This is a genomic window from Pedobacter zeae, from assembly GCF_014196715.1.
GTDB classification, from domain to species: Bacteria; Bacteroidota; Bacteroidia; order Sphingobacteriales; family Sphingobacteriaceae; genus Pedobacter; species Pedobacter zeae.
This window is the reverse complement of record NZ_JACIEF010000003.1, coordinates 259004-280534: the sequence shown is the minus strand read 5'-3', so window position 1 is coordinate 280534 and position 21531 is coordinate 259004. Positions and strand designations below refer to the sequence as shown.

Genomic DNA, 21531 nt, shown 5'->3' with positions numbered 1-21531 from the left:
GTTAAAGGCTTGCAGTTTTTTCCAAACTCCTTACCCCAAACTCCAAACTCTTGCTATCTTTGCTTAAAAAATTAAATAATGCTGCAAGTTAACTATATCCGCGAAAATAGAGAGAAAGTTTTAGAACGTTTAAGTGTACGTAATTTTAAACAACCAGAACTGGTAGACGAAATCATCAAAATTGATGAAGAACGCCGTTCCACTCAAACTTCGCTGGATAGTATCTCTGCAGAAGCAAATGCAGCAGCCAAACAAATTGGCGATTTAATGCGTGCAGGTAAAAAAGACGAAGCTGAGGCGATTAAAGCACAAACGGCTTCTCATAAGGAAAATATTAAAAACCTGGGCGATAAATTAAACGAACTGGAAACAGCCCAGCACAACTTAATTGTTCAGCTGCCAAACCTGCCTTATCATCTGGTAAAACAGGGCTCCACTGCTGAGGATAATGAAATTGTACTTACGCATGGCGAACCGGCAAAACTGCCCAGTAAGGCTTTGCCACATTGGGAACTGGCAGCTAAATACGATATTATTGACTTTGAATTGGGGGTTAAAATAACCGGTGCAGGTTTCCCGGTTTATAAGGGAAAAGGCGCCAGGCTGCAGCGTGCCCTGATCAATTTCTTTTTAGATCACGCTACTGCTGCGGGTTATAAAGAAATGCAGGTGCCGCACCTCGTAAATGCGGCTTCGGGTTTTGGAACCGGGCAATTGCCTGATAAAGAAGGGCAGATGTACCACTCAACCATTGATGATTTATATTTAATCCCAACAGCCGAAGTACCGGTAACCAATTTGTACCGCGACGTTATTATTAAGGAAGAAGACTTACCCATTAAAAATACGGCCTATACGCCTTGTTTCCGTAGAGAAGCCGGTTCTTACGGTGCACATGTACGCGGTTTGAACCGTTTACACCAGTTTGATAAGGTAGAAGTGGTACAGATTACACATCCTGATCAATCTTATGAAACCCTGGAAGATATGAGCCTGTATGTACAGTCGCTTTTACAGGAGTTGGGCCTACATTACCGCGTATTGCGTTTATGCGGTGGCGATATGGGCTTTACCTCAGCCATGACTTACGATATGGAAGTTTGGAGCGCGGCGCAAGAGCGCTGGTTAGAGGTTTCTTCAGTTTCTAATTTCGAAACTTATCAGACTAACCGTTTAAAGCTGCGTTTTAAAGGAAAAGAGGGAAAAGCACAGTTGGCACACTCGCTAAACGGAAGCGCATTGGCTTTGCCTCGTATTGTTGCTTCGATTTTAGAGAATTACCAGACCGAGAACGGTATTAAAATTCCGGATGCTTTAGTGAAGTATACCGGATTTGATATGATTGATTAAGGTGGGAGTTGGGTTTTAATTTCATCATTCCGGACAGAAGAAGGCTTTGCGCAGGAGTGAAGCAACCTTTTTTGACCATAAATTATAGAATAGATTGCTTCGGCTTGCCCATATTCCGGCTCAAATGACGAAATGCATTTTTAATTACCTGATATCAGTTGTAAAGCCCATGACTTACGTAGTTGATCAAGTTGGGTAACTAACGAAGTTTTGAAGGTAAAGGCACATGAAAAGCTTCAATAGCTAAGCAAGGACTAAGACTTACGAAGTTTTCATCGTATAACCCATCGCAAACTTCCTAAGAAGTGCATAAAAAAAGCTTTGCAATACTGCAAAGCTTTTTGTTTTTATATAGGTAGATGTGATTTAATTATAGGATCAAGATCAACAATAAGATGATGATAATGATGGCACCAACTGAAAGGTAAACACCTCCGGAAATTGCACGGGCCTGACCCTTTAATTCTCTTAATTCGTTACGCAATGCCTTACGCTCCGCTTTAGTCAGGTTCGATTTGTCCATGTCTCTGATCTCTTCAACACGGGTTTTAATTTTTTCCAGTTTTACCGCTTGTTCTGCAGTTAATTCTGTAGGATTTTTCGCAGGCTTATCAGCTGCCTGAACTGAATTGAAACTAATGCCTAAAGCGAAAACCAAGGCTAACATGTAAACGAATTTTTTCATAATATTAATTTTTTAGTGTTACGACCTCTTTCTAACAAAAAACCTACCAAAATGTTCTGGTAGGTTTTTAAAAAGCTTTTATTTAAGTGTTAAAATTTTTATTTAATCTCGAAAATGGCATTTACTGTAAAATTCAGCTTAATTTTTTTGAAATCAATTTCCGGGGCTCCGGCGGCATCAGCCATTTCAGCTTTCATCGCATAATTTCTGTAAACAGGCTGTATAATATTGTCGCCACCATCCTGTATTTCAATAACACTGCCTAATTTATCGCCCAAAGCTTCTACCAGGTAAGCAGCCTTTTCTTTAGCCGCCAACAGGGCTTTAATTTTCAGTTCTTTTTTCAGGCTTTCAATTTTACTGTAATCATAGCTTTCGATGTTGGTATTAGCAATTCCTTTAGCATCAATTGCTTCAATGATCGAATTGAATTTGTTTAAATCACTAACTTTTAAGCGGTATTGTTTGCTGGCTAAAAAATCAGGATTTTTCTTTTTCTCTGTTGCGTAGTTCCAGCTGCTTAAATTGCTGATGGTTAAATTTTCTTTGGCAATACCAGCTTTTTGAACTGCAGCATAAAGCTGTTTTTCTAACTCAGTAATCTCTACTTTTTTCTTACCGTTTAAGTACTCTTTAAGCGAAATACCGATGTAAATGATATCGGGTGTTACTTCAGTTTCGGAGGTACCGCTAACATTAATTTTTCTGCGTAAATCTACTTGTTGAGCCATCGCTGTCGATAATCCTAAAAATGCAACTAATGCAAGTGCTATTAACTTTTTCATAATTCAAATTTTCTTTGTGTGTACTGTAAAGATGTAAATGCTATGCAAATTCCACACCGAGATTAAATATTTTTTTGTTTTCACTGATAACGGTTACAGCGGGCAAATAGCTACAGCAGGGCTGTTATTTAATGTTGTTTAGGTTTGTTTTGCGTCTATTTGTCTTATTTTCAGCTGGATGTGTTTTGGAAAAAGAAGCCGGAAAAGTAATTCTTTAAGCCGTAAATACTAAATTCAGCCTTAAAATATTTTTTAATAACCTGAACATTGATGAGGCACAATTTATTAAAATCGCATGGCTTATACCTCAACAGAAAGAGCAGGCAGCTAAGGAAGCATATAAAATGCTGGTGTGTTTTCCCGATCTAGAAAAAATGTGCGCAAGGTTTTATGCTTAAATAGACGGAATTATCAGGATTATAAAACCAAGCGCAACAGCATGTTTGCTGTTGAATTTTATTTTTATGGCAAGCCTGGATAGGCTGCCGGCGCAGTATTTAGCCGTTAAACTTTTGAAACCTTAACGGCAGTTGGCCCTTTTTGGCCCATTTCTACCTCGAAGGTCACTTTATCGCCTTCTTTAATCGGTGTTGTCAAGCCATTTACGTGAACGAAGATACTATCCTGTGTTTCGGTGTTTTTAATGAAACCGTAACCTTTGCTGTCATTAAAGAAAGTAACGGTTCCTTTTTTAACAGGGTTTTCGTCGATGATGTCTTCTTGTCTCGAAATGCCAATTTGAATATCTTCTGTATTGATTACAATTTTCTTATTCGGATCAGGTGGGGTAGAAGAGATGTTTCCGTTTTCGTCTACATAAGCCATCATATCTTCCAGCGTTAAACCTTTTTTGGCGTTCGCCTGGCGTTCTTCTTTTTTCTCTTGTTTATCTTTTTGTTTCTTTAACCGTTTTTTTTCGTTTTCTTTTTTACTGTATGATGCCTGGGATTTAGCCATATTTTACTTACTGTTTTGTTTTAGAAGGGTGAGTGGAATGGAGAATTAAACAAAGATAACAATACAGAATCATAAACACGATTTTAATCGGGAGAAGCAGCTTATAAAGGATGTGTTATTGCTTAAAAATAGCCTAAACTTACCTGTTTGTCCATTTTATTTTATCAATCTGATAAATAAAATTGGGTTTTGCAGGTTCGCCATAGTAAGCTACTTCAAATCGCCTGTTTTTAAAGCACCCAGTTTCTCTGTTGCCTTTTGCGACCTGAAGTTGGTTGAGCCAATGTGCAGGATTACTTTATCTACAAAACGGAACGCATAATCGAGCATCAATGTTTTTAAAGAACGGTTGTGGCCTTTGCCCCAAAACTTACGACCAACAAAGGTATAACCTATGGCAATTGAATGGTTTGCTGCATTTAGATCATAATACCTCGAGCTCCCAACAATTTCGCCGGTCTCTTTTTCATAAACGATAAAAGCGCCGTGCGATTCGATAGCGCCTTTAAAGAAATTCTGGAAAACATCCCTTTGGTAACGGTCTTTATTGGGGTGCTGTTCCCAGAGTAGGGGATCGGATGCTACAGCAAACAGGGCTTCAAAATCTGTTTCTTTTAATGGGACAATTTTAATCAGATCGTCTTCTAATGTGGGCTGTAAATCGAAATGCATCATATTTTTTATAAAAACGGCCGGCTAAAAAAGCCAGCCGTTTGTTGAGTATTTTTATAATAGAGACCCTGAAACAGGTTCAGGGCGACAGGCCAGTGGTTTATTCAACCAGGCCTTCAATTTCAACAACTTCATTGGCTTCTTTCTGATAATCTACTTTATCAATTTCGAAACCGAACAGGCTCAAGAAATCAGACCGGTAACCAGCCAGGTCGCCAATAGCTGGTAAAGTTTCGGTAGTTGCCTGTTCCCAAAGTTCGGCCACTTTAGCCTGTACATCATCGCGCATTTCCCAATCATCGATCCTGATTCTGCCTTTTTCGTCAACAGGAACCGGGTTACCGGTAAACAACCGCTCGGCATATAACCTTTGGATCTGCTCGATGGTACCTTCGTGGATACCTTCGGCTTTCATCACTTTGTACAATAATGAGATATATAAAGGAATAACCGGGATAGCTGAGCTGGCCTGTGTAACCAATGCTTTGTTTACCGATACGTAGGCTTTACCGTTAATATCTTTCAGCTTGTCGCCAATGGTAAAGGCAGTAGCCTCTAAATCGTCTTTTGCTCTTCCTATCGTTCCTTTACGGTATACCGGCTCGGTTAAGGCAGGACCAATGTAAGAATAAGCTACCGTTGTAGCACCTTCTGCCAAAAGGTTCTCTGCTTTTAAAGCGTCGATCCACATGGCCCAGTCTTCGCCGCCCATTACCGCAACCGTATTCTCAATATCTTCTTCGGTAGCTGGCTCGATAGAAACCTCGCTTACGGTACCGGTGTGAAAATCGACCGTTTTATTGGTATAAGTGTGGCCGATAGGCTTTAGGGTAGAGCGGTGTAATACCTCTGTATCCGGGTGTTTCCTTACCGGCGAAGCTAAACTATAAATGACTAAATCTACCTGACCTAAATCAGCTTTAATCAGTTCGATCGTTTTTGCTTTGATTTCTTTGGAGAAGGCATCACCGTTAATGCTTTTTGCATATAAGCCTGCTGCATGTGCTTCTTTTTCAAAAGCAGCACTGTTGTACCAGCCCGGTGAAGCTGTTTTGCCTGGTGAAGGGGCTTTTTCGAAAAATACGCCAATAGTAGCAGCGCCAGAACCATAAGCAGCGGAAATTCTCGATGCGAGGCCGAAACCGGTGGATGCGCCAATTACCAATACTTTTTTCGGACCATTGATAGCTCCTTTTGATTTTACATATTCAATTTGATTCTTTACGTTTTGAGCGCAACCATCGGGATGTGCTGTTAAACAGATAAAGCCCCTCATTCTAGGTTCGATAATCATTTTTGTTCTTTTTTACGTTTTGTAATGTTAAAATAAGCACAATTTAAGCTAATTGAATGCCTTAATGTCCAAATCTTTAACGAAGATATATTTTTAATTGTTTAACCTTAAATGAATTTTAAATATTGAAGATTTTTAAGTTTGTTGATTCTGCGCAACCGTCATTTCGGGCGGAGTGCAACGCAGTCAGGAAATCTGTTGTTGTAAATTGAGATTCCGGCTTTTATTTAACCACAAAGGAGCAGAGAATACAAAGTTGGGCATAGACATTATAGATTAGACTTTGGACTCAAGACTTCTGACTTCCTACTTTAACATATTTCTTTTATTTTAGCAGCACACAGATAAAACCGGTTTATCTTTTTATGAGAAAAATATTATTACTTGCCTCGATGGTATTCGTCCTGGCATCAGGAAGGCTATATGCGCAGACCCAATACCAAAATTCGGGTTGGTTTATGTTTTTGAACAATACCAGGTTTAATGAGAAGTGGGGATTACAGTTCGATCTGCAGATCCGTTCGGCAGATAACTGGGGCTATGTGCGCAATACACTGGTACGGCCCGCAGTGCAATATTTTATCAATAACAAAAGCAATCTTGCGTTGGGTTACCTGTGGCAGACCACAACCACCGAAGTGGCAGGAAGTACCGATCTTACCCTTCACGAGCACCGTATTTTTGAACAATATATTTACAACCATAAAATCGGTTCGGTATTTGCCAGTCATAGGCTTAGGCTTGAGCAGCGCTTTATCGGCAGAACCGGAGAAGATGTATTTTCGCAAAGGTTCCGTTATTTCGTAAGGTTGATACAGCCTTTACAAAAAACACAACCTGTTTTTAAAAAAGGTGCTTTTGTAGCCTTGCAAAACGAAATTTTCTTAAACCTGCAGAACAGGAACCAAATCAATAACAGTGTGTTCGATCAGAACAGGGCCTATCTTGCTGTGGGATACCGTTTTTCGAAAAAAATTGACCTGGAAGCCGGTTATATGAATCAGGCTTCTCACGGGCTGAACAATAATACCATTAACAATATTATTCAGCTGGCTGTTTACACCCGGTTTTAATGATTTAAAGTCATTTTTTTGTACTCCAACTCTTACAAAATGTTAAAGCTATTGTAATTGATCTTGCTTTTTGCTCAATTTGCCGCGTGAAACGATTTACCCTTCTATTTTTAGCACTCCTGTTTGGCAAGCGGATGCAGGCACAGGAAATTCGAAGCTCTTCGGCTAACCAAACGCCAGCCTCGAAAAGTTTATTTAACCCTGAGCATAAACGGAATTTTTCGCGCAAAGGCGATTTTTATTTTCACTGGGGATACAATAGTTCCTGGTATGGCAAGAGCGACATCAGGTTTCAGGGGCCTAATTACGATTTCACCCTGAAAGATGTAGTTGCACACGACAGGCAATCGAAATTAAGCTGGGATTACCTGAACCCGGGTTTAATTACCGTGCCACAGTATAATATCCGTTTAGGTTATTTTATAAAAGATAATTACAGTATCTCTATTGGCTGGGACCATATGAAATATGTAATGGATATCCCACAAACCGTTGCAATTACAGGCCATATTGGTTCCAATATCTCTCCTACCGATACACCTACCGGTAATTTGGCCGGCGATTATACCGGGCAGTTTATTAATGTGAAGGAAAACATGCTCACCTATGAGCATACCGATGGATTTAACTATGCAAATATTGAAGTAGAACGTTATGATGATATCTGGGTGGCACCGGGCGGCAATACTTCACTAACCTTGGAAACCGGTTTGGGTGGTGGAATGATGGTTCCACGCTCTGATGTTCGCTTATTTGGCCAGGGAAGGAATAACCATTTCAGTATTTCGGGTTATGGTGTTTCGGCTAAAGTTGGTCTTAAATTTTATGTCTGGAAGAATGTTTACCTGCAGAATACCACAAAATTTGGAGCCACTAATTTAACAAATGTACATACTACTGGCTGGGATGAGTACGATCATGCTTCTCAGAAGATTAATTACATTGAAAATATCTGGCAGATCGGTGTTCAGTTTTAAAAGATATTGGAGGAGGCTTAAGCCTCCTTTTTTGTTAATATCCTGAAACAATTAAATCGGCATTTATTAGTTTGAACTCTTTAGTAAGTTTATTCTGACTAAAGAAAGCTGCCAGCTCTTTCAGTCTTTTTCTATTATCGTATTTCAGATTCGAGTTTAGTTTTCGTTGACATTTTGAACACAGTCTAGCAATACTTTTGTCGGTCTCGGCTAAACTGTTGGTACCGTTCATTAAGCAATTTGCTTCAATACAATGTATTAATCCAAACATGTGACCAATTTCATGAGATGCTGTTTTTAAAAGCCTTTCAAGGCTTAAATTAAATTGTTTATTGGTTAGCGGCTTTTGATGAAATCGGTAAATTGAGTTCACGGCTAAGCCCTTACCATAAGAAGCCATTCCGAACACAAAATTCCACTTGTCATTGGGATATAAGTCCATTTCAGAAATTCCCAGTATTGTAATAGCATCTTTTGGTCTTCCCATGGCTACAATAGTATCTCGTAAATAGGTAGCTAAGAGTTGTTCGTGCTGCTGGCTTATACGTCGGGCTTGCAGAGGCACAACATTGCTGTTCACACTGGATTGTAATATTGTATTGAGTTGGAAAAATTTTTCTAAATACTCGCGAGTCAGCTTAATTTGTTCCCATTCCAATGCTGAAAATTCTCCTATTGGTTTAAGGTAAATCTTATTTAATTGTCTATTGGGGGTAAGTGGGCTACTGCTCTGATAAGCGGTCAGGCTCTGAATTCGTTCTTGATGATTAAAAAGCCAGTCGCCTTTTTGTGGTTTTTCCAACGTGACATCGTTTTTGGCTATTGCATTAAAGTAGCTGGAGCCATTGTTACACGCCCCCAAGCTGATAATTGTACTCAGATAAAATAAAAATGATTTTACAGCCCGTTTCATCATTTAAACTGCATCCAGTAACCTTCTATGATAATTAATTTGCCCCAGGTGATAGGCCAGGTGTGTAGCCAGGTGGACCAGGAAATATTCGGTTGAGGTTTTTTCTTCTAGAACCAGCAACGGGTATTCGGCGGCGATTTCCTCAACAGTTAATTTATCAAGGGTTTGGTTAACTACCTCTATGGTTTGATCTATTTTTTCAATCAGTTCATAACGGGGTACATCTTTTAAAGAAAACTCGAGCTCACGGTTCCTGATGTAACCGCTGCCACCCAGTGTAGCACCGATATAGGTATTTAAGTTCCCGATTAAATGCAGGCATAGGTTACCGGCCGAATTGGTTATACTTTGGTCGACGATCCATAAATTGGCCTCATTTTGATACGATTCAATTTCGATTTTTAATTTATGCAGGTCGCGGTTAAATAATTTTTTTAGGGTTTGGTTCAGCATGGTTTATAAAGTTTAGTGTGCCCAAGAAAGCTTATTTGAATGTCTTTATGCTCTTCCAGGTTTCAATGGCCCAGTCTATATCGTTCTTATCATCAAAATACAGGGCCAGCATTAGAAGTTCCTGATCTATGATCGAAGTACCATAAATTACTTGGTAGGTTTTGTGGTGATCCCGCTCATTAATCATATAACCTACTTTTAAAACATGGTCATCAGAAAAATCGAAGGTATCTAAGGTTTTGGCTACCGATTGATCGCGATCTTTAATAAACTGTATCCTTTCCTGGTATATTTCTTCTTTGCTTCGATCCTGTTCGCCGCAAATAAATAGCCGGGCGGACTTATCACCTGTAGTGTACAATAAATGGCCATTCTTTTCTTCTATCCGCTCAAAGAGATTGTTAATGTTTATGCTCCATTTATCGCTTAACTGATGGGTAACCATATAATTATCTTCCAACTCGAAATCTGTAATTTTTTGCCAGCTTACCTGTTCATCTACCCGTTCATAAGCCGAACCCACTCCTTTGAGCAAGATTTTTTCTATTGAGGAATCAATTTTAAGGATAGTGGCGGGGTTATAGATTTTAATGTTCTGCGGATCGTCTACATATCCTTCAGGTTCGTAGCCGCTAAAAATCCTCCAGCCGCTATCTTCAGCACATATTCTTTTTTCGCGGTACATAAAACGTGGTTTTATGTTTTCTTCTACAATCATTTTAGAAACCATGAGCCCCCCAATGGGAGGGAAATTTTCGAAGTTTTTTTCGTTCTGCTTTTTTTTCTTTTTAGATAGCTGCATTGTTAGTTGTTAAGAAGGATCAGGAATAGAAAACGGCGGGATGGTAATCCTTTAGGCTTGTTCATCCGGAATCATATTAATCACCATTCTCTCGGGTGCAACCAGCGAAACCTCTTTTACACATTTCCATTTCGAACCTGCTAATCCTTCCATAGTGTCTCCTTCTTCAATAATGTCGCCATATTCGTAAATGTGGTAGGCATAAGTCCACAATAAATTGGCTATTTCGTTTTCATTAAAAGTAGAGAACCTGATTTGGAAATCGGGGAGACCCAACGCATGCATGCCCATGGTGTCCATCAGTAATTCACGCTTTTGCGGATCGTTGCTTATATTAAATAACCTTACATTGCAAAGGGCATACAATGTCTGCACCTTATCGGTTTCCCAAAGGCCGGTAATCGACGCCGGGTTTAATATTTTATCGCCATGAAAGGTATATACCGCGCTGGGTTGCGTAACCCTGATTACGGCCGCAAGAAAATCCATAAACAGGTTTACCCGTTGTTTATAGGGTAAGCTTCGCGACATTAAATCAGTAATCAGTATTTCGTACTGGCAGTTTTGAGCCACTTGGTTCGCTTCTGGCCAGTGCCAGTTTTGCGTAAATGCCGTGTCGGGAAGGCCGATTCCTGCTTCATCCCTGTCCGGGATCAGGATGTTGAGCTGTGCAGGAAGGGTAGCATCGGCCAGCTGAACAGGATAATCTGGAAAGGAAAAAATAAGGCTGCTTACAGAAAATGAATGATCTATATTGTTGATGTGCTTTTTGAGTTCGGCTAAAATCTGATCGGCATTGAGCTTGGGTTTGCCAGAAAATAAAAGCTTGGTCATCAGCATTTCGGGGAAATTCTGGAGCTGGTTATCTTCGGTTACCGGTTCGATCGCTGTTATTATCGTGTTTTTCTTTTTAAATCGGTTGAATAAATTCATGCCTAAATGTAGCATGTTTTGGATATAGTGGGAGATATTATTGTTAAAATATATGATACAATCTACTTGAAACGATGGGTAGTATTATTTAAGGAGAATATGCTGATTTCTCCCGGTTGCAAAAAAAAAACGTCCCTGATTGCGCAGGGACGTTCTTCAATCAGGACTTTATTAGCATTATACTTTTCTTACTTTTCCTGATCCGATTACCGTTTTATCAACGGTTGGGTTGCCGGAATAATTTACGCTGCCAGAACCACTGATTACGGCCCTGATGCTTTCATCTACCGCAATGTTAACTGTGCCCGATCCGCTAATGGTAGTAGATAATGTTTTTACAGCAAAAGATTTACCTGCTAAAGTACCAGAGCTGCTGATGACCACTTTGGCATGATCGGCGCCACCGGTAATGTTGATCGAACCCGAACCGCTGATTACACCGCTATAGTTATTTACGTCGGCCGAAGCTTTGATATTTCCTGAACCACTAACGGTGGTAGTTAAGCTGCCTGTACTGATTTTTCCGTTAACCGTTAAACTGCCATCGCCACTCACTGTTAAGCTGGCCAGTTCTTTTGCCGTTACATAAGCGGTAATTTTTTTACCCTCATATTTATTAGACCAGCTTCTGATGCTGGTTTGCGGGCGGATTACCAAAACGTTGCCTTTAACCTCGGTCACAATTGTGGCAAGTGCATCAGCATCACCTTCTAAACGGCAGCTTTCGGTGTTACCCAAAGTCACAATTACATTAATGGGGCCCGCAGAGGCAACACCGTTGAAGTTTTTTACCTCTCTATCGTCTTTTTGATGGGGTGCTGTACCCGGTTTAGTATGTGCTGAAGCAGTTATACCAATGCCTGAAGTTAAAGTTGATGCGGCTAATAAAAGGGCAAACAATTTTTTCATGGTTATAGATTTTGATAATGAATAATGCGTTTTGAAAATAAGACGCAGGTTTAGCCAAAAAGTTGCATAAATTGAAAAATATCATGCTGATTTACTGAGTGGCGTCAGCTAGTAATAGCTAACTCAGAACTGAGGATTAAGGTCAGATGGTAACATCTGACCTCACCTAAAGGTAAATCATTATCCTTTTTTTATCGCTATATAAAAAAGCGGATCGTGTTTAAAGTTTTCGGCAGTTATGCTGGTATCTACCGGAATGGTTTTCCAATCGTTAGCCGGTTTAATTAAAGAATAAGCACCGGCTTTTAAAGTTACGCGTACCGGCATATCAAAACCTTTAACATCGGTTACCCAACGGTAAGACAACGTGTGGTTACTGATCTTATATTCGAGTACGGGAATCTTAGTGTGACGTAAATACTGATCGAATATTTTATCGAGCTTTAAGCCACTCTGTTTGGCGATATACTGCTCAATTTGTGCTGTGGTAACCGTTTGATGATAAAAAGTTTTGTTTAAACCCCGTAATATCTGCCTGAATTTCTCATCGTTATTAATTAGCTGGCGGATGATGCTGATCAGGTTGGCGCCTTTAGGATACATATCACCAGAACCTTCCTTATTTACACCGTAAGGGCCAATAACCGGAACATCGTTCTGGATAATTTTTTGTAACCCGATAACGTATTCATCAGCTGCTGCTTTATTTTCGGTACATTCGGTAAACAAAACTTCAGAGTAGTTGGTAAAACCTTCATGAACCCACATATCGGCAATATCTTTCGAGGTAATGTTATTGCCAAACCACTCATGACCGCTTTCGTGGATGGTAATGAAGTCCCATTTTAAACCATGTCCGGTACCGCTCAAATCTCTTCCTAAATAGCCCTGTTTAAACTGGTTGCCATAAGCTACAGCACTTTGGTGTTCCATACCGAGGTGTGGTGCCTGTACCAGTTTGTAGCCATCTTTATACCAGGGATAAGGGCCAAACCAATACTCAAAGCATTTTAGCATGGGTTTAACATCGGCATCCCAGTGTGGCCGTGCTTTGGCACTGTCGGTTTGCAGGGCCCAGTAATCGATCGTAAGGTTGCCGTTTTCGCCAGCATAACTATCCTGCCAGTGGGCATATTTGCCAATGTAAAAAGTTACATCGTAGTTGTTGATGGGGTTAGCCACAAACCAGTTGTACTGTTTGTATCCGTCGGGCTTATCAACCGTATTCCTTAACCTGCCATTGGATATTTCCTGTAAAGTATTTGGAACGGTAATACTGATCAGCATACTGTCTACCTCGTCGCTCTGGTGATCTTTATTTGGCCACCATACACTGGCTCCTAAGCCCTGGCAGGCCACCGAAACAAAAGGGTTGCCCGCACTGTCTTTCTTGAAGATGAAACCGCCATCCCAGGGTGGTGTTTTAGCTACAATGGGATTACCCGAATAAAAAACCGTGAACCTATCTTTGCTCCCTTTTCTTACCGCCTTAGGGAAGGTTACAAAAACAGCATTGTATTCTCTTTTAAATGGGAGTTCGGTACCTTTGTACAGCACCTTTTCTACTTTAAGGTTATCGAAAAGATCGAACTGCAGTTTGGTAAAATCCTGTGTAGCAGTGAAAGCAAATTCGTTACTGCCGCTAACCGATTTTTGGTCGATATCGATTTTCACATCTAAGTGGTAGTAATTGATATCGTAACAGGTACGCAGTGGCGTGAGGGTTCCACGCAGGCTGTCGGCACGCGAGTTGACCTGGTTTTTGCCCAGCATTTGGGCCTGCAAACCTGAAATGCTGCAGGCAAGCGCTAAAATGGTAAATAGTTTTTTCATTGTATTTGATTAATCGTTTAAAACGATTGGTTATTTATGCCCGCGTTTAGAAACGCGGGCAGGCATCTATTTAATGACATCAACTTCGATAAAGCTATCGTTAAAAACGGTTTGCGTGGCTTTAATGTAGTCGGCTTCGGTTGCTTTATATGGATTATCTACAAATTTTTGCGGGTTACGGGCAAATAATGGGAAAGCTGTACTTTGTACCTGAATCATGATGCGGTGCCCTTTTTTAAAGGTATGCAATACATCCTGCAGCCTGAAATTTACATCAGTTTTTTGGTTAGCTACCAAAGCCTCTGGTTTTTCGAAACTGTTACGGAAACGTGCCGGCATTACCTCCGAACGTACCATTTGCCAGTAGTTGCTTAAAATGATGTTTTTATTAGGCATGTAAGGGTTGTTCGGTTCATCAGCAGGATACACATCAATTAACTTCACAATAAAATCGGCATCGGTACCGGTAGTTGCAATTTTAAGGTGCGACATGATTTCACCCCCTAAAGTGATATCGTTATCCAGAACATCGGTTTGGAAAACCAGAACATCAGGGCGGCGACCAGCAAAGCGCTGATCTTCGCTCATATAATTGTGTGGCGTAAAACCAAGTGTGGTGGTTAAATCTTCAGTGTATGGAACTGGTTTTAGCGGATCGCTGATGTAATTAATGGAGCCTGCTGTGGTTGGAGCCGTCATGCTCAGTTTGCCATCGGCACCTAAATATAGTTTTTGTTTGCTGGCTTTTTCAGCAGGCCATTTGCTAAAGGTTTCCCATTCTTTTTTACCGGTATCGAACATGTAAGCTTCAGGCAAGCCAGTGTTTTGGTCGCCGTTGCCTTTTAAAAAGTGATTAAAGAATTTGGCTTCGATGTTTTTTTGGTAGAATGTAGCAATGCTATCGCCAAAATACACGTTACTATGCATGGTATGACCGGTTTCACGACTCCATCTTCCATGGCCAAAAGGTCCCATTACGATGGTATTATAGGCATTGGGGTTTTTCTTTTCGATGGTTTTGTAAATGTTTAACGGACCCGATAAATCTTCGGCATCGTACCAACCGCCAACCACCATTACAGCAGGTTTAATGGTGCCATAGTGTTTAAGCAGGCCACGTTTTTGCCAAAACTCATCGTAATTAGGATGGTTAACCGTTTCCTGCCAGAAAAAGTTGTTTTTATAATATTTGTCGGCATTGGTTAAAGGACCAAGATCTAATGCAAACTGGTATCCATCTTTGGTTTTAGGGTTAATTAACTGATGGTTGTACCAGGGTTTAGAAGTGGTGTCGGTTTTCTGGATGCCAAATACCGGGAAGGTAGAAAAGTAACTTTGTAAAAAAGCGCCGTTGTGATGGAAATCGTCAAAAAAGAAATCAGAAATCGGTGCCTGTGGTGAAGAAGCTTTTAAAGCGGGGTGGTTGCTTAAAATACCTGCTGCGGTGTAAAAACCAGGGTAAGAAATTCCCCACTGGCCAACCTTGCCGTTGTTGTTGGCTACATTTTTAACCAGCCAATCGATGGTGTCGTAGGTATCAGAGCCTTCATCTACCTCTTTTTTCGTCTTTTTATTGTCGATTACAGGTGTCATGTTGGTCCAGGTACCTTCACTTTTCCAGCGACCGCGTACATCCTGATAAACTACAATGTAGCCTTCTTTCATCATCAGTTCTGACGGGCCTAAGCGGGCAGGAAATTTATCTTCGCCATAAGGAGCCACACTGTAACAGGTACGCTGCATAATTATCGGGTATTTTTTATTCCCGGCAGCATCTTTAGGGATATAAATGGCGGTAAAAAGTTTAACTCCATCGCGCATGGGAATGTAAACTTCTTTTTTGGTATAGTTAGCTTTGGGGTAATTTGCATCGCTTTGGGCAAAGGCAGAAGATGCCGAAAGCAGGATAATAAGGAGTTTAAAATATTTCATTTTTTAAGAATAAGTAAGTTGGCCTGCTTTGATTCGTGGAGAAACGAACCATGGCGGTTGTTATGTTTATTTTTTTGAGATTAAAGTTAGTATTTAAATTATTTATTTGAGTCCGATCTTATCTTCCCGGTTCGTGCTGGCACGAACCGGGAAGCGTATTTATTTTAACACTGAAACCGTAATAAACGAACTGTTAAAGGTATCATGGTAAATTTTATGGGTCGCTTTCTGGAAGTCGCCGGGTTCTGCCTGGTAAATATCCATGAACTTTTGTGGGTTACGATCGGCCAGAGGAAACCATGAGTTCTGGATCTGGATCATGATTTTGTGGCCTTTTTTAAAGGTGTGGGCTACATCAGGCAAAGGATAGTTAACCTTGGTGATGGCTCCCGGCACAAATGGCTCAGGCTTTTCGAAACTGTTGCGGTACTTGCCCCTCATAATTTCGCCGCGTACCAGCATTTCATAACCACCCATAATCAGGTTTTTTGGATTAGGTACGGGGTTGGGTGCATCTTCAGGGTATACATCGATCAGTTTTACCACGTAATCGGCATCTGTTCCGGTAGTAGAAACGACTAAGTTGGCCAAAACGGGGCCGGTTAAAGTAATATCTTCCGTCAACACATCGGTTTGGTAAGTTTTTACATCGGGCCTGCGGGATGCAAATCGCTGATCATCAATCATGTACTCGCGGGTGCGCCTGGCCTGAACGCCATCCTGATAAGGTACCGGATTATTCGGATCGCTCACATATTCATCCCAGCTATCGGTACGGCCTACTTTTTCAAATGCCAGTTTTCCATTAGGGTGTAAATACAGGTTTTTAGTTTCTGTTTCCTGTGGTGGCCAGGTGCTGAATTTTTTCCATTCATTGCTTCCGGTTACAAAGATATTGGCTTCTGCAGGATTAAAATCGCCTTCACCTTTTAAGTAATGTTTAAAGAAAGGCAGTTCGTATTGTTGCTGATAATCGATACTGGTGGTTTTGCCAAAATTAATATCACCCAGGTAAGACCCATCGCTGCGTACCCAGCCACCATGAAACCATGGGCCCGCAACCAGGATATTATTGGCTTTTGGGTTTTGTTTCTCGATGGCTTTATAAGTGGCAAATGTTCCATAGGCATCTTCGGCATCGAAGAAACCGCCAACAACCATAACTGCAGGTTTAACATTGGTTAGGTGCGGGGTAATTAAACGGGCTTTCCAGAATGTATCGAGGTCAGGATGTTTAAACAAATCGTTCCAGAATTTAATGCTATCAGCAAAATAGCGGTCTTTTAAATTTTTAACTGACCTGGCTTCCAGGTAAAAACGGTAATTGTCCTGAATAGGGAACTTAAAACCTTTAGGGCCTTTATCGGGTGTGATGGGTTTTGGACGTGGAACGCCAAAATTGCTCATAAAACTGAATGCATCCATTAAAAATAAGGTGCCACGATGGTGAAAGTCATCACCTACAAACCAATCGGTAACGGGTGCTTGTGGCGAAACCGCTTTTAACGCGGGGTGGGCATTGGGCAATGAGGTGGTGGAGTAAAAACCCGGGTAAGAAATGCCATAAATACCGGCGTTACCATTATTGCCCTTTATATTTTTAACCAGCCAGTCGATGGTATCGTAGGTGTCGGTACTTTCATCAATTGCCGTTTTGGATTTTTTACCTGTAACCTGCGGACGGATATCGGCAAAGGTTCCTTCGCTCATCCAACGGCCACGAACATCCTGATAAACAAAAATAAATCCCTCCCGCATCATCGCCGGAAAATTACCCAGACTGAGCTTATATTTATCTTCGCCATAGGGAGCAACCGTGTAAGGTGTACGGTTGATTAAAAATGGGTATTTTTTGGATTGATCTTTAGGTATATAAATAGAAGTGAATAGCTTTACCCCATCGCGCATGGGGATCTGGCGTTCTATTTTGGTGTAATGCTCTCTAACGTAAGCCGAATCGCTCTGCTGGGCCAGCAGCTCATTAGAAATAAATAAACAGATCAGGAGACTGAAAATTCTGGGGAAATTCATTTAAATTTAGTTTTTAGGAATAAAACTTAAAGATAGCAGATTCGTACACGATTCTAAAAAAAACACCGCGTAAAAGGTTTGTTAGTAATGGAGGTGAGATGGAAGAGGTAAAATGGAAGATGGAACGTCAGGACAGAGGTAAGAGGTCTGGTGTACAAAAATTTGTGCCTTCGGATTTGGTAATGAACAGAAATATAGAAGACATTCACATTTCTTTTATTAATTTTCATCGAAATAACCCGCTCTTCGTCATTACTTTATCAAAATTTAGTTAAATCGTGTTAAGAGATAATCTTTTAAGAATTTTAACCGTCATATTGATAACGGAGTTAAACACAAAAAAATGAACAGGTTATTAAAAAGAGGATTGGTTGTTTTTGCTGCAGCAGCGATGGTAACAACCTTGAGTATAGAGAGTGTTTCTGCACAAAGAGGTGGAAGAGGTGGAGGTGGCGGAAGATCAGGTTCCATCGGTTCCAGGGGTGGCGGTTCTATTGCACATGTATCGCCTGGAAGAGGTGGTTTTTCGCCAGGTTTCCGATCAGGCCGTCCAAGCTATGGATATAGCAGACCGGCTTACCGGTCAGGTTTTTTTAGGCCGGGTTATGGATACCGGGTAGGTTTTGGCAGACCTTATTACCGGCCATACTACAGTTATTATAATTTTTACAGGCCGTTTTTAGGCTTCAGAATCAATGTGTTGCCCTATGGTTATTATCCTTTCTGGTATGGTCCGAACCAATTTTACTATTCCGGAGGATTATTCTATCAGCAAAATAACGATCAGTACGAAGTGGTAACCCCACCGGTTGGTGCCGAAGTTCCGAATCTACCATCTGATGCCAATAGGGTAACCATTAACGGAGTAGATTATTACGAATATAAAGGTGTTTATTATACCCAAAAAGAAAATGCCGATGGCAAAACGGTATATGTAGTTGCCGGTAAAGATGGTGTTTTAAATACAGGTGATGGCACAGCCGATACACATCAAATAGGTGATATTATTGATCAATTGCCAGAGGGATGCAGGGAAGTAACCATTAAAAACGAAAAATATTTTGTTTCGCCTGATGATGTTTACTACGAAGAAATAGTAGATGGAACAAACATCACTTACCGCGTAATCGGTAAATTGTTTTAAGCAGAATTATATACGCTTATTGTGCAGCCAGGTGGTACACATCTGGCTGTTCTTGTTTTGTGCCAAACGATGGTTGATCCGGAGAAAATACAGGTGTTAACAAAGAGTGTCGGATGGAAATATCCAACACCACAGAAAAATCTTACACTGGTGTATTGTTAGCGGCGAGACCTTGAAATAAATTCAGGGTGACGTATTGCAGGCAGCCAAAAATCCATATTTTTACACCCTAAACATTCAGATTTGAAAGCCATACCACAGCTCTTTTTTGTTTATGCTTTTTTGGTAATTCTGCTATCATCATGCTCTGCAACCAAACAGGTGGCGGTTGGGCAGAACGGAATCAGCATTTCGTCGGTTAAATTTCTGCACGAGTACATTATGCCATTAAACCCGGTTTTCGAAAATTCGGTGGTTGGTGGTTTATCGGGGATTGATTATGATGCAGCAAACAATCAATATTATCTGATTAGCGATGATCCGTCACAGGTTAGTCCGGCAAGAATTTATACTGCGCGGCTTGACCTCAAAGAAAATAAAATTGATACCATCCGGATAACAGGCGTTACCTATCTTTTACAGGCAAATGGAAAACAATATCCCAAATACGGCACTGATAAAAGTGTGAAACCGGATGGCGAGTCAGTACGTTATAATCCGGTTACCAAGCAATTAATTTGGAGCAGCGAAGGCGAACGGTTGTTTAAAAATGGTGATACGACCATTGTTCAGCCCAGTTTAACGTTTATTTCTACCGATGGTAAGTTTTTGGATACCATACCATTACCTGCAGGCTTTCATTTTACGAAAACTGAAAGCGGTCCACGCAAAAATGCGTTGTTTGAAGGCTTAACCTATGCCGACCATTATAAAACGTTATATGCCAGTTTAGAGGAACCTTTATACCAGGATGGGCCGCAATCTTCTTTTGGCTATGATCAGGCTTTAACCCGGATTTTAAAGTTCGATGTGGCGACTAAAAAGAACACAGCACAATATGCCTATAATCTTGATGCTTTACCCGTAAAACCCACTGTAGATAATGACTGGAATGTGAATGGCATCTCAGAGATATTAGCAATCAACAATCACACCCTTTTGGTGATGGAAAGGGCCTGGGCAAAAGGGCATGATGACCATACTTTTTTAAAAGTTTACCTGGTTGATCTGAACGGTGCAGAAAACGAGATGAACAATACATCGTTCGTAAAAAAAACTCCAAAACCTTTAATCAAGAAACTGCTTTTCGATTTTGATACGCTAAACAGGCATATCGATAATTTTGAAGGGGTAACATTTGGCCCCAAACTTGCAAACGGACACTATTCCCTGATATTCTGTGTAGACAATAATTTTGGAAAATCGCAGGTACAGCAGTTTTTTCTTTTCGAGATCATCCCATAACATTATTCCAATTTAAAATCCATAAATGAGTAAAATAAAAGCCCTGCTTTTCGATTTAGACGGTACATTAATTGATTCAGAAAAATTTCATTTCGATTGTTGGAATACGTTTTTAAGTCCATATCATGTCAACATTGAATTTAAAGATTGGCTAAGCAATTATGCAGGAATCCCCCTCCCCAAAAATGCAAAAACGATTATAGACCGATATAAAATTGAGGAAGATTTAGAAAGCTTTATCAATAGAAGGGAAAAAATAACCTATGATGGTTTTAGAACAACCGATATTCAGCTAATGCCCTTCGCCCTGGAATTTGTGCAGTTTGCTTATGAAAAAGGACTTACGCTAGCAGTGGTTACAGCCAGCCCTAAAATAGATGTGGAAGCTGTTTTTGAGCGAAATGGTTTGGCTAAATATTTCAGTTTATTCATTACGCGGACAGATGTGAGTAAATCAAAACCGGATCCGGAAAGTTATAACTTATGTGTAGAGCGTTTAGGCATAGAAAAAGACGAATGTATCGTTTTTGAGGATACCCTCAATGGCGTTAAATCTGCCATGGCTGCAGGCCTGACCTGTTATGCTATCCAGAGTAATGTACGTGCGCACCAAAAGCTTAAAGTGGCTGATGAGCTGTTCCTTAGCTTTGCGAATGCGAAAGAATTTATGCTGCAAAAAGAATTGATTTAGTTCTTGAAAATTAACTAGATTAGCGGAAAGCAATTGGCATCTATTATGGTAAAAAAAGGGTTATGGGTTTTATTTGCAATTTTAGCAATGCTGATTGGACTTTACCCAATTATTTACTTTTTGGTCGATAGGAAATTTGGATTGTTAAATTCAAAGTCGGTTGAATTGTTGACCAACACTTTCTGGAACATTGGTTTTTATACACATATCATTTTCGGCGGGATCGCTTTATTGACCGGCTGGACGCAATTTAGTCCGAAAATGAGAAACAGGCGCATGGCATTACACCGGAAACTGGGTAAAGTTTATGTTATAGCCGTACTGCTTAGTGCCTTAGCGGGTATTTACATTGGCTTTTTTGCAACAGGTGGGCTCATTTCTTCAACAGGTTTTATATGTCTGGGCATCATTTGGTTTTACACGACCTTAAAGGCGTATTTGTATATTAAACGCGGAGAAGTTGAAAAACATCAAAAAATAATGGTTTATAGTTATGCAGCTTGTTTTGCTGCAGTTACCTTAAGGATTTGGTTACCAATTTTGACCATGTTGTATGGCAATTTTTCAAAGGCTTACCTGGTTGTTGCATGGTTATCCTGGATTCCGAATTTGCTTGTTGCCTATTTATTAACAAGAAAAAAGGCTGTCAATGGGTAATGGTATTAACGTTCGCATTTCCGGAATAAATTAGTT

Annotated in this window: 20 protein-coding genes; 7 read left to right on the top strand and 13 right to left on the bottom strand. The window is 40.4% G+C overall.

Features of this window, described 5'->3' with window-relative positions:
- The first annotated feature begins 78 nt into the window (after nucleotides 1-78).
- Nucleotides 79-1350 carry a serine--tRNA ligase gene (gene serS, locus GGQ60_RS14160; RefSeq protein ID WP_183765504.1) on the top strand — a complete coding sequence of 424 codons (1272 nt, stop codon included), beginning with the start codon at nucleotides 79-81 and terminating at the stop codon, nucleotides 1348-1350.
- Between the two features lie 370 nt (nucleotides 1351-1720).
- Here the strand turns inward: serS and GGQ60_RS14155 are convergent, their stop codons facing one another.
- The 5 genes from GGQ60_RS14155 to fabV form a co-directional block, all read right to left on the bottom strand.
- On the bottom strand, nucleotides 1721-2035 hold the full coding sequence (locus tag GGQ60_RS14155; RefSeq protein ID WP_183765501.1) for a hypothetical protein: 315 nt from the start codon (nucleotides 2033-2035) through the stop codon (nucleotides 1721-1723).
- 98 nt (nucleotides 2036-2133) lie between these two features.
- Nucleotides 2134-2820: an SIMPL domain-containing protein gene (locus GGQ60_RS14150; protein ID WP_183765497.1), complete on the bottom strand. Its 687-nt coding sequence runs from the start codon at nucleotides 2818-2820 to the stop codon at nucleotides 2134-2136.
- A gap of 504 nt (nucleotides 2821-3324) precedes the next feature.
- Nucleotides 3325-3777, bottom strand: a complete 453-nt coding sequence (locus GGQ60_RS14145) for a cold-shock protein (protein ID WP_183765495.1) — start codon at nucleotides 3775-3777, stop codon at nucleotides 3325-3327.
- 210 nt (nucleotides 3778-3987) lie between these two features.
- A complete protein-coding gene (locus GGQ60_RS14140; protein ID WP_229685122.1) occupies nucleotides 3988-4452 on the bottom strand; it encodes a GNAT family N-acetyltransferase in 465 nt (154 codons plus the stop codon).
- Nucleotides 4453-4549: 97 nt separating this feature from the next.
- Complete coding sequence (gene fabV / locus GGQ60_RS14135; protein WP_183765492.1) at nucleotides 4550-5743, bottom strand: enoyl-ACP reductase FabV; 1194 nt, start codon at nucleotides 5741-5743, stop codon at nucleotides 4550-4552.
- Nucleotides 5744-6108: 365 nt separating this feature from the next.
- Between fabV and GGQ60_RS14130 the strand changes: the two genes are divergently transcribed.
- Both GGQ60_RS14130 and GGQ60_RS14125 read left to right on the top strand, forming a co-directional pair.
- Complete coding sequence (locus GGQ60_RS14130; protein ID WP_183765490.1) at nucleotides 6109-6816, top strand: DUF2490 domain-containing protein; 708 nt, start codon at nucleotides 6109-6111, stop codon at nucleotides 6814-6816.
- 86 nt (nucleotides 6817-6902) lie between these two features.
- On the top strand, nucleotides 6903-7793 hold the full coding sequence (locus tag GGQ60_RS14125; RefSeq protein WP_229685121.1) for a hypothetical protein: 891 nt from the start codon (nucleotides 6903-6905) through the stop codon (nucleotides 7791-7793).
- Nucleotides 7794-7827: 34 nt separating this feature from the next.
- On the opposite strand, the gene GGQ60_RS14120 is transcribed toward GGQ60_RS14125, so the two are convergent.
- The 8 genes from GGQ60_RS14120 to GGQ60_RS14085 form a co-directional block, all read right to left on the bottom strand.
- Nucleotides 7828-8595 (bottom strand): archaemetzincin, encoded by a 768-nt coding sequence (locus tag GGQ60_RS14120; protein WP_221235972.1) that lies wholly within the window; start codon nucleotides 8593-8595, stop codon nucleotides 7828-7830.
- 114 nt (nucleotides 8596-8709) lie between these two features.
- Complete coding sequence (locus GGQ60_RS14115; RefSeq protein ID WP_183765484.1) at nucleotides 8710-9159, bottom strand: DUF1572 family protein; 450 nt, start codon at nucleotides 9157-9159, stop codon at nucleotides 8710-8712.
- Between the two features lie 31 nt (nucleotides 9160-9190).
- Nucleotides 9191-9961: a DUF2185 domain-containing protein gene (locus GGQ60_RS14110; RefSeq protein WP_183765481.1), complete on the bottom strand. Its 771-nt coding sequence runs from the start codon at nucleotides 9959-9961 to the stop codon at nucleotides 9191-9193.
- A 51-nt stretch (nucleotides 9962-10012) separates the two neighbouring features.
- Nucleotides 10013-10894 carry a DUF4261 domain-containing protein gene (locus GGQ60_RS14105; RefSeq protein WP_183765478.1) on the bottom strand — a complete coding sequence of 294 codons (882 nt, stop codon included), beginning with the start codon at nucleotides 10892-10894 and terminating at the stop codon, nucleotides 10013-10015.
- Between the two features lie 177 nt (nucleotides 10895-11071).
- Nucleotides 11072-11803 carry a head GIN domain-containing protein gene (locus GGQ60_RS14100; protein ID WP_183765475.1) on the bottom strand — a complete coding sequence of 244 codons (732 nt, stop codon included), beginning with the start codon at nucleotides 11801-11803 and terminating at the stop codon, nucleotides 11072-11074.
- A 180-nt stretch (nucleotides 11804-11983) separates the two neighbouring features.
- Nucleotides 11984-13636 carry a M1 family metallopeptidase gene (locus GGQ60_RS14095; protein WP_183765472.1) on the bottom strand — a complete coding sequence of 551 codons (1653 nt, stop codon included), beginning with the start codon at nucleotides 13634-13636 and terminating at the stop codon, nucleotides 11984-11986.
- A gap of 66 nt (nucleotides 13637-13702) precedes the next feature.
- Entirely contained in the window at nucleotides 13703-15568 is a 1866-nt protein-coding gene (locus GGQ60_RS14090) for a CocE/NonD family hydrolase (protein WP_183765469.1), read from the bottom strand.
- A gap of 159 nt (nucleotides 15569-15727) precedes the next feature.
- Complete coding sequence (locus GGQ60_RS14085) at nucleotides 15728-17599, bottom strand: CocE/NonD family hydrolase (protein WP_183765467.1); 1872 nt, start codon at nucleotides 17597-17599, stop codon at nucleotides 15728-15730.
- 343 nt (nucleotides 17600-17942) lie between these two features.
- Here GGQ60_RS14085 and GGQ60_RS14080 point away from each other — a divergent pair, with 343 nt between their 5' ends.
- From GGQ60_RS14080 to GGQ60_RS14065, 4 genes are all read left to right on the top strand, one after another.
- Nucleotides 17943-18743, top strand: a complete 801-nt coding sequence (locus GGQ60_RS14080) for a DUF6515 family protein (protein ID WP_183765465.1) — start codon at nucleotides 17943-17945, stop codon at nucleotides 18741-18743.
- A 243-nt stretch (nucleotides 18744-18986) separates the two neighbouring features.
- Nucleotides 18987-20147, top strand: a complete 1161-nt coding sequence (locus tag GGQ60_RS14075) for an esterase-like activity of phytase family protein (RefSeq protein WP_183765463.1) — start codon at nucleotides 18987-18989, stop codon at nucleotides 20145-20147.
- A gap of 25 nt (nucleotides 20148-20172) precedes the next feature.
- Entirely contained in the window at nucleotides 20173-20838 is a 666-nt protein-coding gene (locus GGQ60_RS14070) for an HAD family hydrolase (protein ID WP_183765461.1), read from the top strand.
- A gap of 87 nt (nucleotides 20839-20925) precedes the next feature.
- On the top strand, nucleotides 20926-21495 hold the full coding sequence (locus GGQ60_RS14065) for a DUF2306 domain-containing protein (protein ID WP_229685120.1): 570 nt from the start codon (nucleotides 20926-20928) through the stop codon (nucleotides 21493-21495).
- Nucleotides 21496-21531: the final 36 nt, after the last annotated feature.

Coding starts and splice junctions, on each gene's coding strand:
- GGQ60_RS14100 (WP_183765475.1), bottom strand. CDS start 11,803: ATGAAAAAATTGTTTGCCCTTTTATTAGCCGCATCAACTTTAACTTCA.
- GGQ60_RS14140 (WP_229685122.1), bottom strand. CDS start 4,452: ATGATGCATTTCGATTTACAGCCCACATTAGAAGACGATCTGATTAAA.
- GGQ60_RS14130 (WP_183765490.1), top strand. CDS start 6,109: ATGAGAAAAATATTATTACTTGCCTCGATGGTATTCGTCCTGGCATCA.
- GGQ60_RS14090 (WP_183765469.1), bottom strand. CDS start 15,568: ATGAAATATTTTAAACTCCTTATTATCCTGCTTTCGGCATCTTCTGCC.
- GGQ60_RS14095 (WP_183765472.1), bottom strand. CDS start 13,636: ATGAAAAAACTATTTACCATTTTAGCGCTTGCCTGCAGCATTTCAGGT.
- serS (WP_183765504.1), top strand. CDS start 79: ATGCTGCAAGTTAACTATATCCGCGAAAATAGAGAGAAAGTTTTAGAA.
- GGQ60_RS14155 (WP_183765501.1), bottom strand. CDS start 2,035: ATGAAAAAATTCGTTTACATGTTAGCCTTGGTTTTCGCTTTAGGCATT.
- fabV (WP_183765492.1), bottom strand. CDS start 5,743: ATGATTATCGAACCTAGAATGAGGGGCTTTATCTGTTTAACAGCACAT.
- GGQ60_RS14070 (WP_183765461.1), top strand. CDS start 20,173: ATGAGTAAAATAAAAGCCCTGCTTTTCGATTTAGACGGTACATTAATT.
- GGQ60_RS14080 (WP_183765465.1), top strand. CDS start 17,943: ATGAACAGGTTATTAAAAAGAGGATTGGTTGTTTTTGCTGCAGCAGCG.
- GGQ60_RS14110 (WP_183765481.1), bottom strand. CDS start 9,961: ATGCAGCTATCTAAAAAGAAAAAAAAGCAGAACGAAAAAAACTTCGAA.
- GGQ60_RS14105 (WP_183765478.1), bottom strand. CDS start 10,894: ATGAATTTATTCAACCGATTTAAAAAGAAAAACACGATAATAACAGCG.
- GGQ60_RS14065 (WP_229685120.1), top strand. CDS start 20,926: ATGCTGATTGGACTTTACCCAATTATTTACTTTTTGGTCGATAGGAAA.
- GGQ60_RS14085 (WP_183765467.1), bottom strand. CDS start 17,599: ATGAATTTCCCCAGAATTTTCAGTCTCCTGATCTGTTTATTTATTTCT.
- GGQ60_RS14145 (WP_183765495.1), bottom strand. CDS start 3,777: ATGGCTAAATCCCAGGCATCATACAGTAAAAAAGAAAACGAAAAAAAA.
- GGQ60_RS14150 (WP_183765497.1), bottom strand. CDS start 2,820: ATGAAAAAGTTAATAGCACTTGCATTAGTTGCATTTTTAGGATTATCG.
- GGQ60_RS14115 (WP_183765484.1), bottom strand. CDS start 9,159: ATGCTGAACCAAACCCTAAAAAAATTATTTAACCGCGACCTGCATAAA.